13 protein-coding genes are annotated in these 15,661 nt (G+C 70.8%); 5 read left to right on the top strand and 8 right to left on the bottom strand.

The genetic code is table 11. From position 1 onward, the window contains the following. From HG543_RS26280 to HG543_RS26270, 3 genes are all read left to right on the top strand, one after another. Window positions 1-692 (top strand): potassium channel family protein (locus HG543_RS26280; RefSeq protein WP_211194182.1); only part of this gene is annotated, 692 nt, incomplete at its 5' end. 6 nt (window positions 693-698) lie between these two features. Beyond that, window positions 699-1,748, top strand: coding sequence for an isocitrate/isopropylmalate dehydrogenase family protein (locus HG543_RS26275; protein ID WP_169347608.1), 1,050 nt, complete (start codon window positions 699-701; stop codon window positions 1,746-1,748). 85 nt (window positions 1,749-1,833) lie between these two features. After that, window positions 1,834-5,943 carry a protein kinase domain-containing protein gene (locus HG543_RS26270; RefSeq protein ID WP_169347607.1) on the top strand — a complete coding sequence of 1,370 codons (4,110 nt, stop codon included), beginning with the start codon at window positions 1,834-1,836 and terminating at the stop codon, window positions 5,941-5,943. On the opposite strand, the gene HG543_RS26265 is transcribed toward HG543_RS26270, so the two are convergent. After that, window positions 5,898-7,205 carry an alpha/beta fold hydrolase gene (locus HG543_RS26265; RefSeq protein WP_169347606.1) on the bottom strand — a complete coding sequence of 436 codons (1,308 nt, stop codon included), beginning with the start codon at window positions 7,203-7,205 and terminating at the stop codon, window positions 5,898-5,900. The genes HG543_RS26270 and HG543_RS26265 overlap by 46 nt on opposite strands. 26 nt (window positions 7,206-7,231) lie before the next feature. Beyond that, the gene (locus HG543_RS26260) at window positions 7,232-8,521 is read right to left on the bottom strand and encodes an O-acetylhomoserine aminocarboxypropyltransferase/cysteine synthase family protein (protein WP_169347605.1); all 1,290 of its coding nucleotides are present in this window, start codon (window positions 8,519-8,521) and stop codon (window positions 7,232-7,234) included. Window positions 8,522-8,834: 313 nt separating this feature from the next. Here HG543_RS26260 and HG543_RS26255 point away from each other — a divergent pair, with 313 nt between their 5' ends. Further along, window positions 8,835-9,269 (top strand): DoxX family protein, encoded by a 435-nt coding sequence (locus HG543_RS26255; RefSeq protein WP_169347604.1) that lies wholly within the window; start codon window positions 8,835-8,837, stop codon window positions 9,267-9,269. A 145-nt stretch (window positions 9,270-9,414) separates the two neighbouring features. Here the strand turns inward: HG543_RS26255 and HG543_RS26250 are convergent, their stop codons facing one another. Together HG543_RS26250 and HG543_RS26245 are read right to left on the bottom strand one after the other, a co-directional pair. Beyond that, on the bottom strand, window positions 9,415-9,828 hold the full coding sequence (locus HG543_RS26250; RefSeq protein ID WP_169347603.1) for a hypothetical protein: 414 nt from the start codon (window positions 9,826-9,828) through the stop codon (window positions 9,415-9,417). A 217-nt stretch (window positions 9,829-10,045) separates the two neighbouring features. Next, window positions 10,046-10,720 carry a glutathione S-transferase family protein gene (locus HG543_RS26245; RefSeq protein WP_169347602.1) on the bottom strand — a complete coding sequence of 225 codons (675 nt, stop codon included), beginning with the start codon at window positions 10,718-10,720 and terminating at the stop codon, window positions 10,046-10,048. A 171-nt stretch (window positions 10,721-10,891) separates the two neighbouring features. On the opposite strand from HG543_RS26245, the gene HG543_RS26240 reads away from it, so the two are divergent. Beyond that, window positions 10,892-11,779, top strand: a complete 888-nt coding sequence (locus HG543_RS26240) for a methylated-DNA--[protein]-cysteine S-methyltransferase (protein ID WP_169347601.1) — start codon at window positions 10,892-10,894, stop codon at window positions 11,777-11,779. Here the strand turns inward: HG543_RS26240 and HG543_RS26235 are convergent. Genes HG543_RS26235 through HG543_RS26220 form a run of 4 tightly spaced genes read right to left on the bottom strand, consistent with a single transcriptional unit; the run spans window position 11,756 to window position 15,655 of the window. Next, on the bottom strand, window positions 11,756-13,045 hold the full coding sequence (locus tag HG543_RS26235; RefSeq protein WP_246357300.1) for an Nramp family divalent metal transporter: 1,290 nt from the start codon (window positions 13,043-13,045) through the stop codon (window positions 11,756-11,758). The two genes, HG543_RS26240 and HG543_RS26235, sit on opposite strands and share 24 nt — an antisense overlap. Before the next feature lie 56 nt (window positions 13,046-13,101). Next, window positions 13,102-13,848, bottom strand: a complete 747-nt coding sequence (locus tag HG543_RS26230; RefSeq protein ID WP_169347600.1) for an SDR family oxidoreductase — start codon at window positions 13,846-13,848, stop codon at window positions 13,102-13,104. Window positions 13,849-13,859: 11 nt separating this feature from the next. Next, window positions 13,860-14,552, bottom strand: a complete 693-nt coding sequence (locus tag HG543_RS26225; RefSeq protein WP_169347599.1) for a histidine phosphatase family protein — start codon at window positions 14,550-14,552, stop codon at window positions 13,860-13,862. Beyond that, the gene (locus HG543_RS26220; protein ID WP_343073439.1) at window positions 14,552-15,655 is read right to left on the bottom strand and encodes a phosphotransferase family protein; all 1,104 of its coding nucleotides are present in this window, start codon (window positions 15,653-15,655) and stop codon (window positions 14,552-14,554) included. The genes HG543_RS26225 and HG543_RS26220 overlap by 1 nt, the downstream gene beginning before the upstream one ends. Window positions 15,656-15,661 lie beyond the last annotated feature (6 nt).

Here is a 15,661-nt window from a genome sequence, read left to right as displayed (position 1 = left end):
GGGTGGGCTACCGCGTCGTCGCGCAGCTGCGGGAGATGGGCAAGGACGTGGTGGTGGTGGAGAAGCGCGAGGACGCCGCCTTCGTCTCCGCGCTGCGCGACGAGCAGGTGCCGCTGCTCATCGATGACACGCGCAGCCCGCTGTGCCTGCCGCGCACCAACGTGAAGGACGCCTCCGCCATCGTCTGCGCCACGGACGACGACCTGGCCAACCTCAACATCGCCCTCGACGCGCGCAAGCTCAACCCGGAGATTCGCGTCGTCATCCGCCTCTTCGACGAGGACCTGAGCGGCAAGGTGCGCGACACCTTCAAGGCCGAGGCGCTCTCCAGCTCGTCGCTGGCCGCGCCCGCCATGGCGCTGTCCGCCATGGACCCGCGCATCATCCACTCCTTCCACCTGGGCAAGCACCTGATGGTGGTCTCCCACTTCGAGGCGCGCGAGGGCCTGCCGGGGCTGGACGTGTCCAGCGTGCGGGACAGGTTCGGCGCGCTGGCGCTGTCGCTGAAGCGGGGAGAGACGGAGAAGCTCCACCCGAACGGGGACGAGGTCATCCGTCCCGGGGACGTGCTGACGCTCCAGGCGGAGTACCCGGACTACCGCCGGCTGCGCGCCTTCACGTGCGAGTCCGAGCCACCGACGTGGTCCCACCACGAGCCGCCCATGGTGCCCGGGCAGCGCAAGGTGGGGTGAGACGCCATGCGCCGCGTGGCCGTCATCCCCGGTGACGGAGTGGGGCAGGAGGTGATGCCCCAGGCGTTGCGTGTGCTCTCCCGGCTGGACGCCTCGCGCGAGCTGCGGCTGGACGCGTTCGACTTCGGCGCGGACCGCTGGCTGCGCACGGGCGTGGGCCTGCCGGAGGGGCAGGTGGAGGCGTTCCGCCGCGACTACGCGGCCATCCTCTTCGGCGCGGTGGGAGACCCGCGCGTGCCGGGGCAGGCCCATGCGCGGGAAATCCTGCTGGCGCTGCGCTTCGGGCTGGACCTCTACGTCAACTTCCGCCCGTGCCGCCTGCGCCACGAGCGCCTGGGCCTGCTGAAGGGCCGGGGTCCGCGCGACGTGGACTTCGTCATCTTCCGGGAGAACACCCAGGGCTTCTACACGGGCGGCGGGCGCGTGGAGCGTGAGGGCTCGGCGGACGAGGTGGCGGTGGCCGAGGAGACGCACACCCGCGCGGGCGTGGAGCGGCTGGTGCGCGCCGGCTTCGAGTGGGCCCGCGCGCACGGGCGGCGGCGGGTGACGCTGGGGGACAAGTCCAACGCGGTGCCCGCGCATGCGCTGTGGCTGCGCACCTTCCGCGAGGTGGCCCGTGAGTACCCGGAGCTGGAGGCGAAGCACCTGTACGTGGACGCGCTGGCCATGGAGCTGGTGCGCCGGCCGGAGGACTTCGACGTCATCGTCACCACGAATCTCTTTGGTGACATCCTGAGTGACTTGGGCGCGGCGCTCATCGGTGGGCCGGGGCTGGCGCCGTCGGCCAATTTGAATCCCGCGTCCACGCCGCTGTTCGAGCCGGTGCATGGCTCGGCGCCGGACCTTGCTGGGCGAGGCGTGGTGAATCCGCTCGCCATGCTGCTGACGTTGGCGTTGATGCTGGAGACGCTCGGGTACGCGGAGGACGCGCGCCGCGTGGAGCGCGCGGTGGACGCCGCCATCGCCGCGGGCGAGGTGACGGTGGACCTGGGCGGCACGCTGTCCACCGTGCAGGCGACCGACGCCGTGCTCCGTCACCTGGACGTGGAGGGGTGAGGCGCCGTCACTGACCGCTTCGTCCCACTCCACCTTCCTGAGCGGAGCCTCGCCTGCCACGGGGCTTCCTCCAGAGGAGGAAAAGATGTGGGAGGACGAAGGCGCCAGCTCGGGGAACTCGGACCTCGAGGACTCGTTCCTTCGCCAGGTCGCCCGGGTGGAGATGGATGAGCCGCCGCTCCGACCCATTCCGGGTGAGCGGCTGGGCGGGCCGGATGGGCGCCGCTTCCGCATCCTCGATGACCTCGGACAGGGCGGGATGGGGCTCGTGCTCCGAGCGTGGGACGAGGTGCTGCTCCGCACCGTGGCCCTCAAGTTCCTCGCGCCCCAAGCAGGGCTGTCGCAGGCGTCGATGCTGCGGCGGGAGGCCCGGGCCGTGGCGCGGCTCGACCACGAGAACATCGTCCGGTTGCTCGACCTGTCGGAGTGGCGCGTCCTCCCGCAGGAGGAGCAGGTGCCCTTCCTCGTCATGGAGTACCTGGACGGTGAGTCCCTGTCCGCGCTGCTGCGGCGGGGGCCGTTGGGACTGCGGCGCGCTCTGGACATCCTCGGCCCGGTGGCCGAGGGGCTGGCGCATGCCCACGCGCGCCAGGTCATCCACCGGGACCTCAAGCCCGGCAACGTCTTCCTCACCCGGGATGGCCGGGTGAAGCTCCTCGACTTCGGGCTCGCCCGGCTCGCGGCCCAGGGCACCACGCCCACGGGCACGCTCCCCATCGCCGGCACGCCGGCGTACATGGCGCCGGAGCAGTGGCGGGGCCTTCCGCAGGATGCGCGCACCGACATCTGGGCCGCCGGGCTGCTCCTGTTCGAGATGCTGACGGGCGCGCCGCCGTTTCGCCCCGGCTCGTCCGAGGAACTCCGGGAGCAGATCCTGTCGCGGGCTCCGCTGCCCTCCGTGCGCGAGAGGCTCCCCGAGCTGCCGGAGGCGGTGGAGCACCTCCTGTCCCAGGCCCTGGCCCGCGAGCCCGGCCGGCGCTTCCCGAGCGCGACGGTGCTGCTCGAGCACGTGGAGGCCCTGTCCCGGAGCCTCGGTGCCCGGTCTCGCGCCGAGGCGGGCTCCCCCCAGCACCGGCAGGTGACGCTGGTGGCGTGCCGGCTCGCCGGGCTCGACTCGCGGCTCGGCCCTGGCGATGTGAATGAGCTGGTGGATGCCTTCCAGAAGAGGGCCCAGCAGCTTCTTCACCAGTACGGGGGTGGCCTGACCCTGGGCATGGGCGACGAGCTGGTGGCCTGCTTCGGCCATCCGGTGGCCCATGAGGACGACGCGGAGCAGGCGGTGCGAGCGGGGAGGGAGCTGGCCGACCTCCTCGCGAGGACGCGGTGCGAGCAGTTCCCGCACCTGCCGGACCTGAAGCTGGCGATACGGGTGGGAATCCACACGGACCGCGTGGTGATGGGGAGCCCGGGAGCGGGCGAGTGGACGGTCACCGCCATCTCGGGCGAGGCCCCCAAGCTGGCCGCATGGCTCGCCAGCGAGGCCGAGCCGGGCACGGTGCTCCTCAGCCAGTCGACGCAGGCGCTGGTTCAAGGCGTCTTCGAGACAGAGTCACTGGGAGGCCGGGTGTTCGCGGGGCTCGGGAGGACGGTCGACCTGGGCGTGTACCGGCTGGGCCGGGAGCGGAAGGCCCTCTCCCGATTCGAGCGCTCTCGGGGAGACGGCGCGCTCACGCCGCTGGTGGGCCGCGAGCGCGAGCTCCGGGCACTGGAGGCGCACTGGGAGGAGGCGCGGCGGGGACGGGGCTCGTTCGTCCTCGTGCGGGGCGATGCGGGTATCGGCAAGTCACGGCTCATCCAGGAGCTGGGGACCCTGGCCATGCAGGGGCCCGCCTGCTGCTGGCGGGCCCAGTGCTGGCGACAGTCGAGCAACAGCGCGCTCCTTCCCTTCATCGAGCTGCTCCAGCGGATGCTGGAGCTGACGTGCATGGAGGAGCCCGCGAGGAAGCGGGAGCGGCTGGAGGTCCGGCTGGGCGTGCTGGGACTGCCGCCGGATGACCTGGAGCTGCTCGCACTGCTGCTCTCGATTCCCGTGTCCGAGGGCTCGCCCGTGCTGGGGCTCTCGCCGGAGGAGCGCAAGGAGAGGACGCGAGAGGCCCTCTCGCGACTGCTGGCCAGGGTGCCAGAGCGTCCGGTCTTCATCGTGCTGGAGGACGTGCAGTGGGCGGACCCCTCCACGCTGGAGCTGCTGGGGTTTCTCCTCGGGCAGGTCTCCACCGCGCGCCTGCTCGTCGTCATGAGCGCGCGCACCGGCTTCTCGCCGCCCTGGTCCGAAGGCCCGTCCTTCCACACGCTGACGCTGGAGCGGCTGTCGGCGGCGCACACCGAGGCCATGGTGCGGGAGGTGGCGCGCGGGGGGCCGCTGCCCACGGAAACGGTCCAACATCTGGTGGAGAAGGCCGAGGGTGTTCCCCTCTTCATCGAGGAGCTGACGCGCATGGTGCTCGAGCGGAGTCCCCAGGCCGGGGATGCGCTCGCGCCTTCCATCCCCGTCACCCTCTACGAGCTGCTCCTGGCCCGGCTGGACCAGTTGCTGCCCCGGCAGAAGGCCCTGGCCCAGCTGTGCGCCGTGGTGGGCCGTGCGGTCAGTGTCTCCCTGCTGGCGCGGCTGGACACACGGCGGGAGGAGGGAGCCCTGGAGCAGGTGCTCTCGGAGCTCGTCGACGCGGGGGTCCTCCAGCGGGAGGAGTCCAGGCTGGCGGACGGACCGCGATACCGCTTTCGTCACGTGCTCATCCAGGATGCGGCCTACCAGTCGCTGCTGCGGACCGCGCGCCGCGAGCACCACGGCCGGATTGCCCGGGTCCTGGAGCGGGAATACCCCGAGGTGGCGGAGGCGCAGCCCGAGTGGCTCGCCCACCACTTCACGGGGGCGGGCGAGGCCGAGCGGGCCATCCACTACTGGCTGCGGGCCGGGGAGTCCGCCACCGAGCGCTCCGCCTTCGTCGAGTCCCTCGGTCATTTCCGCCAGGGCCTCGCGCTCCTGGACGCGCTTCCCGACGCGCGCGAGCGCATCCGGAACGAGATTGCGTTGAGGCTCGCCCTGGTGGCCACCTTGATGGAGCTGGAGGGGCTGGATGCCTCCGAGCTGGAGCAGACCCAGGAGCGGCTCCAGGAGCTGCTCCAGCAGGTGGACGCGGACTGGATACCCACTGGCATGGCGCACTGGACGCTCTTCCTCTGCGTCTACTCGCTGGGAAGCATTCCCGCCGCATGGGTGCTGGCCCGGAGACTGCTGGAAGGGGGAGCGCGCCAGGGCAACGACGCGCTGCTCGGGCATGGCCACCGGATGCGGGCGTCCGTCTTGTTCATGAGGGGCGAGTTCGTCGCGGCCGAAGGCGCGCTCCGGGAGGGGGTGACCTTCTTCGCGGAGCGGGGGCGGCAGTGCTCCGGCACCCCGGGCATCCGGAGGCCAGGCCTCATCCCGCTGTCGGCCATCCATGCCAATGCGTCCAGCGTCCACTCCATCCTGGGGCAGCCGGAGCAGGCCCGGGAGCATGCGCGGACCGCCTTGCGGCTGGCGGACGAGGGGGGCCATCCCTTCAGCCGGGTCTATGTGCGGGTCCTCCTGTCCATCGCGCACCAGCTCCGCCGTGAAGCGAAAGCGGGGCTGGCCTGGGCCGACAGCGCGGGGGCCCTCGCCGCGAAGCACGGGCTGGTGACCTGGTTCGGGTGGGCCCAGACCCTGCGGGCCTGGGCCCTGGCGGACCTCGGGCAGCCGCGCGAGGGGCTCGAGCAGCTTCGAATCTTCCGGAGCTCGCGCGTGTGGACTCGCGTGGGCTTCCGGCCCTTCCTGCCCGCGCTCGGAGCCGTTCACGCGGACATGCTCCTGAAGCTGGGCTCGTACGACGAGGGGCTGCGGGTCGTGCGGGAGGGCGTGGAGTGGATGGCTCGAGCCGATGAGCACTTCTTCGAAGCCGAGCTGTACCGCGTCCAGGGAGAGCTGCTGCGCCAGGCGGGACGCGAGGACGAGGCGGGCTCATGGCTGCACCGGGCCGTCGACGTCGCCCGGATGCAGCGGGCCCGCACGCTGGAGCTGCGGGCCGCCGTCAGCCTGGGGCGCCAGCTCCAGGACCTGGGAAGGCCCGATGAGGCACGGGCCCTCCTGGCGCGAGCCACGGAGGGACTGGACCCCGGGCTCGACCTGCGTGACTACCGCGACGCCCGGGCGCTGCTCCTCCAGCTCTCCGCCACCTGAGGCGGTGCCCACGGCCTGGGCGCGGGCAGCGCGAGCGCACGGGTGAGCAGCACCGCCACGGCGTCCCACTCCACGAGAAAGCCGTCGTGTCCGTACAGGCTGGACAGCGTGGCGTGCTCGGCGTGGCGGCCGTGCTCGCGCAGGCGCCGGGCCAGGGCCTCCATGTGGTGCGGGAGGAAGAGCTGGTCCTGGTCGATGCCCACGCACAGCGCGCTCGCGCGGATGCGGGGCAGCCCTCCGTCGGGGCAGCGCGCGAGGTCGTGGTGGTCCATGGCCCCCAGCAGCGCGAGGTAGGAGCGTGCGTCGAAGCGCGCCTCCAGCTTGCGGCCCTGGTGCTCCAGGTAGCTCTGCACGGGATAGAGAGCGCGCGAGGACCACGTGGTGGGCCGCGCCTGATTCAGCTCCAGTCCCGGCTCCGCGCGGTAGGTGAGCATGGCCAGCTGCCGTGCAATCTCCAGCCCGCGGTGTGGCGCCTCCGGGAAGCCCGGGTCCAGCAGCAGCGCCTGACGGGCCACGTGGTTGAAGCCCACCACCCACGCCGTCGCCGACTCCGCCGCGGCGATGGGGGCGATGCGCGCGAAGCGCTCCGGTGCCAGCGCCGCGAGGCAGAGGACAATCATCCCTCCCAGCGAGCCCCCGACGACGAGCGCCACTTCGTCCACATCGAGCGCGTCTAGCGCCAGGAGGATGCTCCGCGCCTGGTCCCACGGGGTGATGGTGGCGGGAAGCCGCTGCTCGTCCTGGCGCAGGTCCCCCTTGGGCAGCGGGCGCGGGGCCTCCGAGCGCGAGTCGTCCAACCGCCCCGGGAAGCCCTCATCCGCGGGGCCCGTGGTGCCGTAGCACGAGCCCAGGTTGTTGAAGCACAGGAGCCGCACGCGCGTGGGGTCCAGCGCGCGTCCCGGGCCGATGACGGGCTCCCACCAGCCGCCCTCGCCGCCCGCGCGCATGTCGCCCGTGAGCGCGTGCACCACCAGCACGGTGGGCACCTTGGGCGCGGGGCGGACGGGGCCGCGGGGACGGGCCCGCTCCACGGCGTGGAGCTGCTCGGCCACGGAGCGGCGCACGACGCGGAAGACGCCCTGCCGGGCCTCGTCCTCGGAGAGGATGCGCGCGCGCGAGCCGAGCCAGGGGAGGTCCTCCTCGGGCCCCCACCACCAGCCGCGGACGAGGTGATTCGTGACGCGGGCACCGGCCTCCAGCCGCAGGTCCGGTAACGACAGGTCGAAGAGGCGCGGGGCGGGCGCGCTGTAGGCAGAAGACACGGAAGGCTCCAATGAATGTGGGGGGCTCAGGCGGTGGCGAGCGCCTGGTCCAGGTCGGCGACGATGTCGTCCACGTGCTCCAGGCCCACGGACAGGCGCACCAGGTCCTCGGTGACGCCGGTGGCCAGGCGCTCCTCGGGCGAGAGCTGCTCGTGGGTGGTGGACGCCGGGTGGATGATGAGCGAGCGCGTGTCGCCGATGTTGGCCAGCAGGCTCCACAGCTTCACGGCGTTGATGAGCCTACGGCCCGACTCCAGCCCGCCCTTCACGCCGAATGTCACCAGCCCGCCCGCGCCGCCGCGCAGGTAGCGCTTCGCGTTGGTGTACGACGGGTCGTCCTCCAGGCCGGGGTAGCGCACCCACGCCACCTTCGGGTGGTGCCTCAGCCACCGCGCCACCGCGAGCGCGTTCGCCGAGTGCCGCTCCACGCGCAGCCGCAGCGTCTCCAGGCCGAGAATGAAGGCGTGCGCGTTGAAGGGACTGAGCGCGGGCCCCAAATCCCTCAGTCCTTCCAGCCGCGCCTTGAGGATGAAGGCCGCCGGACCGAAGGCCTCGGCCAGCCGCAGCCCGTGGTAGCTGGGGTTGGGGTGGGTGAACTCGGGGAACTTCCCGTTCGTCCAGGAGAAGGTGCCGCCGTCCACGATGACGCCGCCGACGGAGGTGCCATGGCCGCCGATGTACTTCGTGGCGCTGTGCACGACGATGCTGGCGCCGTGGCGCAGCGGCTGGAAGAGGGCGGGGGACAGGGCGGTGTTGTCGACGACGAGCGGCAGGCCGGCCTCGCGCGCGATGGCGGCGATGGCCTCGAAGTCCGGGATGTCCAGCCGCGGGTTGCCGAGCGCCTCCAGGTAGATGGCCTTCGTCTTCGGGCCAATGGCCTCGCGGAAGGACTCGGGCCGGTTGGCGTCCACGAAGCGGGTGTGGATGCCGAGCCGGGGCAGCGTCACCTTGAAGAGGTTGTAGGTGCCGCCATAGAGGCTGGAGCCGGAGACGATTTCATCGCCCGCCTTGGCGATGGTGAGCAGGGTGAGCGTCTCCGCGGCCTGCCCGGACGCCACCGCGAGCGCCCCGACGCCGCCTTCGAGCGCGGCGATGCGCTTCTCGAAGACGTCCGTCGTGGGGTTCATGATGCGCGTGTAGATGTTGCCGAACTCCTTCAGTCCGAAGAGGGCGGCGGCGTGGTCGGCGTCGCGGAACTTGTAGCTGGTGGTCTGGTAGATGGGCACGGCGCGCGAGCCGGTGGTCGGGTCGGGCGCGTAGCCGGCGTGCAGGGCCAGGGTGTCGAAGTGCAGGGGACGGTCGGAAGGCGTGCTCATGGTGGCGCTGGGCTCCTCGGTGGGGGAGAAAGCGAGGGCAGCGCGCGTCCAGAAACGACGAAGCCCACCGACCCTCGCGGGGTGGGTGGGCTCCGATGGCTCGCCAGTGTCGGGGCGGACGTCAGCCGACGCTGGGGGGCACGGGCCCACCCGGGAGCATCGACATTCGACACATGGCGCGGAAAGACGTCATCGGCTCCAACGGATAAGCCCTTGCCTGGCGGGAGTCAAGTCGTCCAGCCCGCCAGGGCTTCACACCTGTCAACCCGGTGGGCCTATGGTTGAGGTGTATTCCCGAACCTTGGAGACGGTGATGAAGCGCATTTTCATTCCCCAGGCCCTCAGCTCCCGCGCGTCGCTGGGCCTCTTGTTCCTGCGGCTGTTCGCGGGCGTCGCGATGATGCACCACGGCTGGGGCAAGATTCAGAACCCCTTTGCCTGGATGGGGCCGACGGCGCCGGTGCCCGGCTTCCTCCAGGGGCTCGCGGCCCTGTCGGAGTTCGGCGGCGGGCTCGCGCTGATTCTGGGCCTGCTCACGCCGCTGGCCATGCTCGGCCTGCTGTGCACGATGGCCTTCGCGGCCACCTTCCACATCTCGAAGGGCGACCCGCTCGTGGCCAAGGGCGGCGGCGCGAGCTGGGAGCTGGCGGGGCTCTACCTCGTCATCGCGCTGTGCTTCATCCTCGTGGGCCCTGGCCGCTTCTCGCTGGACTCGAAGCTGTTCCGCTCCTCGGCGTCGAGGGCCTGACGTCCGGAAGGTGCGCGTTGGCGGTGTATATCGCCAGCGCGCCGATGTGGCTGGGGTGGGCCGGTGAGCGGCAAGGTTGTTGCCGCATGTCCTTCAGTTACGCGCCCTCCAGTTGCGACACCGGAGGGCTGTAGTGCCCTCGGCCTCAGGAGCAGATGAACGTATCGCCGTAGGCGGTGGTCACCGACGCTCCGGTGGCATCGGTCACCCGCACCCTCGCCCTCAGGGTGTACACGACGGTCCCCGTACCATCGGGCTCGGGGCAGGTTGACGACGCCGTCGACCCCGAGCCGAAGCCCGACGTGTACGTCCTGTTGATTGCAGGGACGTAGCGCTGCTCGGTCCATGCATAGGAATAGGGCGGGACACCGCCCGAGACCGTCGCCGTGCAAACCATGTCGTTGAACGTCTGGTAACACGAGTGAGAGGCCGTCAATCCGCTCAGGGCCTCTTCACCGGTGCCCAGCGTGTCCTCGGCCGGTGCGTCCTCCATCGGCCCACCACAGCCCAGCAGGAACAGCCCCGCGCCCAGCATTGCCACCAGCGTCCCGGTCTTCATGTCCGCCTCCTGGAGATGAATAGATGCCTAAACGGCATTCCCAGGATACCACGCTCATGTAATCCGGTAGTGATTGCCATGGCCGTGACGGGGCAATCCGCCCCACTGGGGCGCGGGCACTGCTCCCCCGCGCTCGCGCACCGGCTCGCCTTACCCATGACTGCATCGAAGAGGGGTTCGACGACGGCCGGTGCATGGGGGGTGACTGCGTGTGCTTCTACGCCTGCTGAGCCGCCTGTCGTCTCTCGGCGCCGGTGAGTCCAGCTGGCGGTAGATGCGCGTTGGCGGTGTAAGGCGCCAGCGCGCCGATGTGGCTGGGGTGGGCCTTCACCCGCTCCAGCCACGCGGACACGGCGGGGTAGCGCGCGAGGTCGAAGCCGCCCTCGGGCGCCACGTGCGTGTACGCATACAGCGCGATATCCGCGACGGTGGGGCGCTCGCCCACGAGGAACGTGCGTCCTCGCAGGTGCCGCTCCAGGGCGGACAGCGCCTCGTGGCCCCGCGCCGTGCGCAGGCGGAAGGTCTCCGGATGCAGGGACGCGCGGCCCGTCAGGTGCCAGAAGCGCACGGTGCCCACGTTGGGCTCCAGGCTGTTCTGTTCGAAGAAGAGCCACTGGTGGACCTGGGCAAGCTCGAAGGCGTCCTCGGGCAGCAGCGGCGTGCCCCGCGCGAGGTAGAGGAGGATGGCGTTGGACTCCGCGAGGAAATGGCCCGGTTCGGGCTCGAGCACGGGGATGCGGCCATCGGGATTCTTCTGGCGCAGGAAGTCCTCGGTGCGGCTCTCGCCAGCGAAGATGTCCACGGGGACCAGCTCATAGGGCCGGTCCAGCCAGGAGAGCAGGAGGCGGACCTTGTAGCCGTTCGCGGAAGGGGCATAGTCGTAGAGGCGCATCGGGGCTCCGGGAGTGGGTGGAACGGGCGGCAGGGTAGGGAGCCCGCGCCGGGTGGACGACCCGCTCCTTGCGGCCTTCTGACGCGGTGGAGCGGCGCAAGAACCGGGTTGTTCCCTCGGAGGGCGTCGGCCATATCGAAGGACAGAAGCGCCTTTTCCAGGAGCCGTGGCATGGCCACCAGCGACTACGCCCGAATCGAGCAGGCCATCCTCTATCTCGACACCCATGCGCGCGAGCAGCCGTCCCTCGACGACGTCGCCGCGCACGTGGGGCTGAGCCCCTTCCACTTCCAGCGCCTCTTCACCCGCTGGGCGGGCATCAGCCCGAAGCGCTTCCTGCAGGTGCACACGCTGACCACGGCCCGACGCCTGCTGGCCGAGCGGCGCAGCGTGCTCGACACGTCCTATTCCGTGGGCCTGTCCGGCGGCGGGCGGCTGCACGAGCTCTTCGTCACCCTGACCGCGATGACGCCGGGCGAGTTCAAGCTGGGCGGCGAAGGGCTCACGGTGCGGTACGGCGTCCACCCGTCGCCCTTTGGCGACTGCCTCATCGCCGTCTGCGAGCGCGGCATCTGCGGCCTGCACTTCCTCACCAGCGAGTCCGAGGAGGAGGCCCTGGCGTCCCTGCGTGCGCAGTGGCCGCGCGCCACCTTCGAGGAGTCACGCGAGGCAACCGCCTCGTGGGCGGAGCGCATCTTCCCGGAGAAGGCTCCGCGCGAGCCCACGCCGCTGTCGGTGCTGGTGAAGGGCACGCCGTTCCAGGTGCAGGTGTGGCAGGCGCTGCTGCGCATCTCTCCGGGGCACGTGGCCACGTACGAGGACATCGCCCAGGCCATCGGCAACCCGAAGGCGGTGCGCGCGGTGGGCTCGGCGGTGGGGGACAATCCGGTGGCGTTGCTGATTCCCTGCCACCGCGTGCTGCGCAAGACGGGCGTCTTCGGGGACTACCGCTGGGGCCCGGCGCGCAAGAAGGTGATGCTCGCGTGGGAGTCGCTGCGCTTCGGCGCCCAGAACGAGGATGGCGAGGCGCGGGACTCAGGGGCCTCGCAGCTTGCGTAGCGCCTCCAGCGCTTCGTCGGACCCGACCCAGAGGAAGAGCAGCAGCGTGGCGACGAGCGCGGCGTTGATGAGCCAGCCGTTGCGCTGCGCGCCAATCCAGTCGCGGCGGTTGTTCATCCAGAGCAGGGTGACGGCGAGCAGCGGCATGAACAGCGCGCCCACCACGGCGTAGGCGAGCTGCGCGCGCTGGAGCGGCGCCCACAGCATGGGTAGGGGCACCAGGGCCAGCGCCACGAGGTACCCGCGCCAGGCGCGCGTGTTGCGCAGGTCGACCTGGGACACGGGCTGCTTGCGGTGGATGCGGAGGAAGTCCGCGAAGAGGTAGGGGACACCCTCCCAGACGCCGAGCAGGCTTGAGAAGACGGCGCCCCAGAAGCCCCAGAGGAACAGCCAGTACCCCGCGGGGCCGAGCACCTCTCCGAGCCGCTGCGCGAGCAGGTTCGCCACCTTGAGGCCGCTGCCCTGGAGCTGGAGGGTGGAGCCGATGAGCACCATGGCCATGCCGAACATCGCCGTCAGCGAGTAGCCCACGGCGAGGTCCGCCTGGCAGGTGCGCAGCCACTGCATGCCCTCGCGGCCCTTCTGGCGAATCCAGTAGCCATACGAGAGCAACGTCACCGTGCCGCCCACGCCGCCGAGCAGGCCCAGCACCCAGCCGGTGCCATTCTTGGGGATGTGGGGGATGACCATGCCCCGCGCCGCCGCGCTCCAGTCGGGCCCGGAGCCCACGGCGGCGAAGAGGACGGCGACGAACATCAGGCCGGTGCACGCGGCCATGAGCTTCTCGAAGAAGCGGAAGCCGCCGAACCAGACGAGCCCCAGGCCCACGAGCGAGTGCAGCACGCCCCACAGGCGCCGGGACGTCTCGGGGTCGGCGCTGAGCGGCCACAGGGCGTCACCGGCGGCGCCACACGCGGAGATGAGCGCGCCGCCCGTGAAGAAGCTCCAGCCGAGCAGGTAGATGAGGAAGCCGTAGCGCAGGGCCGAGCCGAACCGCGCCCAGCCCTCCAGCAGCGTGGTGCCGGTGGCGAGCTGCCAGCGGGCGATACCCTCGTTGAGGAAGCCCTTCAGCACCGCGCCGACCACGGCGGCCCAGAGGATGGACACGCCGACGGCCGAGCCACCGAGGCTCGCGGTGAGCAGGTCTCCCGCGCCCACGCCGGTGGCGGCGACGAGCATTCCGGGGCCGAAGCGCGCCAGCAGTCCGAGCCGGGCCGATGGTGCCGTCGTGGTGGGCTGCGCGGGAGGGGGAGCGGAGTCCGTCATGGGCGCGGAGGAGGCTAACCGCGCCTCCACCACGAGGCCAGCGGCGGCCCTGCCGCTCAGGACATCTTCGCAACCATCTTGAGCGGCAGGTTCCGCAGCAGGAAGCCCACGGCCGTCCACGGCCAGCCGGGCACGTAGGCCTTCACCGGCTCGCGCTCAATCGCCTTCACCATCGCCCTCGAGCCCTTCTCCGAGTCCACGGCGAACGGCAGGTTCTTCGCCCCCGCGTTCAGCTCCGTGTGGATGTACCCGGGGTAGATGGTGCTGACCTTGATGCGCGTGGCAATCAGCTCGGCGCGGATGCCCTCCGTCAGCGTGGACAGGCCCGCCTTCGTCGCGGCGTAGGCCGTCAGGTGCCGGGGCATTCCACGCATGGCGCTCATGGAGGAAATCGTCACCAGGTGTCCATGACCCTGCTTGCGCAGGATTCCCACCGCCGCCTCGCACTGCGCCAGCGCCGCGATGAAGTTCGTCTGCGCCGTCTGCACGTTGGTGGCGAAGTGCCCGGTGCCAATCCGCTTCCCCAGCCCGATGCCCGCGTTGACGATGATGCGGTCCAGGCTCCCCAGGTCCTGCGCGAACGCCTCGAACACGCTGAACACCTGCGAGTGGTCGTTCACGTCCAGCGCCCGCACGGAGATGGTGATGCCGGGATGCTTCTGGAGCAGCTCCGCCTTGAGCGCGTCCAACCGCTCGGTGCGGCGAGCGCACAGCGCGAGGTTGCGGCCCAGGGCGGCGAACTCACGGGCCATGCCCTCGCCCAGGCCGGAGCTGGCGCCGGTAATCAGGATGTTCTTGCGCATGGTGTCTTTCCTCAGCGGTAGGTGAGGAGCGCGCGCTGCGTGCCCTCGAAGTGGCCATGCTCGTTGAGCGTGGACAGGAACCGGGTCCGCTCGCTGTAGACGACCTTGGTGACGCCGCAGTTGGCCAGCGCCGTGTTCAGCCGGAAGGCGTGCTCGTCCGGAGTCCGCAGCAGCTCCTGGCAGATGGCGGTGATGGGGCCACCCGAGGTGAACACCAGCGCGTTCTTCGACGCGCCCAGCTCGCGAATCAGCTCCTCCATGCCCCGGATGCAGCGCTCCCGGAAGGCACGCCACGGCTCCTTGTAGTCGTCGTCGTGCCGGCCGCTCACCCAGCGGGCGACGGCCAGCGAGAACAGCTCCTGGAAGGCGCGGCGCGGCTCCGGCGCGGTGGCGATGTCCTGCATCAGCACCGTGCGGTCCTCGTACTTCGGCTCGTAGCGGACGATGATTTCGTCCATGTCGAACTCGTCGAAGGCCGCTGAGCGCCGCGCGTCGAGCTTCACCCCCATCGCCGCGAGGCACGCGTCCGCCGTCTGCCGGTGACGCACCAGGGTGCCCGTGATGACCGCGTCCACGCGAGGCATCCGTGGCCGCAGCGTCTCCCCGAGCACCCGAGACTGGGCCACGCCCGTCTCCGAGAGCTGGTCATAGTCCGCCGCCCCGAACGAGGCCTGCCCGTGGCGGACGAGGTACACCACGCCCATCAGCCGCCTCCCTTCTTGCGGATGAGGTTCATGCAGCGCAGGCCGAGGTAGTTCGCCAGCAGCCAGAAGTTCTTGAACGCCGGGTTGCGCGTCTGCTTGTGGTGATAGCGGTAGTAGATCTGCTGGACGATGACGGCGAGGCGGAAGAGGCCGTAGACCTCGTAGAAGGTCCAGTTGCCGGGCTTCAGCTTCATCCGGTCGCAGTAGTACTCGACCACCTCTTCGCGCCGGAGCATGCCCGGCAGGTGCGTGGGCTGGCGGCGCGTGGCCTTCATCATGGTGCTGTCATCCGCCTGGACCCAGTAGGCCAGCGTGTTGCCCAGGTCCATCAGTGGGTCGCCCAGCGTGGCCATCTCCCAGTCGAGCACGCCAATCACCCGCGTCGGGTCCTGCGCGTCGAGCACCACGTTGTCGAAGCGCCAGTCGTTGTGGATGACGCAGGTGGCGACGTCGTTGGGCGTGTTGGCCTTGAGCCAGTCACGCACGTACTTGAAGCCGAGCACGTTCCAGGTGAGCGCCTTCTCGTACCGGTCCGACCAGCCCTCAATCTGCCGCTTCGGGTAGCCCGGCCCCTTGCCCAGCGAGGTCAGCCCCACCGCCGCGGCGTCCACGGAGTGCAGCTCCACCAGCTTGTCGATGACGTTGAGGCACAGCTGCCGCGTCTGGGCCTTGTCGAGGTTCACGCCCCGGGGCATGTGCTTGCGCGGGATGATGCCCTCGATGCGCTCCATGACGTAGAAGTCCGAGCCGATGACGGCCGGGTCCTGGCACAGGCCGACCATGGTGGGCACGACGGGGTAGACCGGCTTCAGGGCCTGCTGCACCTTGAACTCGCGGCCCATGTCGTGCGCGGACTTGGCCTTCGTGCCCGCGGGCGGGCGGCGGAGGATGAGGTCGCGGTTGGCGTACTTCAGCCGGTACGTCCAGTTGGAGGCGCCACCGGAGTACTGCGTGATTTCCGGCGTCCCTTGCAGCGAGGGCACCAGGGCCTTGAGCCAGGCGTCGACGGCCGCGACGTTCAGCTCCTCTCCGGGGCGCACGGCGCCGGACGGGTCGGTGGGGGCAGCGGACGACGACGGGGCAGCGGGGGCGGTTGAAGGCACGGCCTG

It is taken from the genome of Pyxidicoccus fallax, from assembly GCF_012933655.1.
Classification (GTDB): Bacteria; Myxococcota; Myxococcia; order Myxococcales; family Myxococcaceae; genus Myxococcus; species Myxococcus fallax.
Note: the sequence above shows the minus strand (reverse complement) of the source record. Positions and strands in the feature narration are given on the sequence as shown.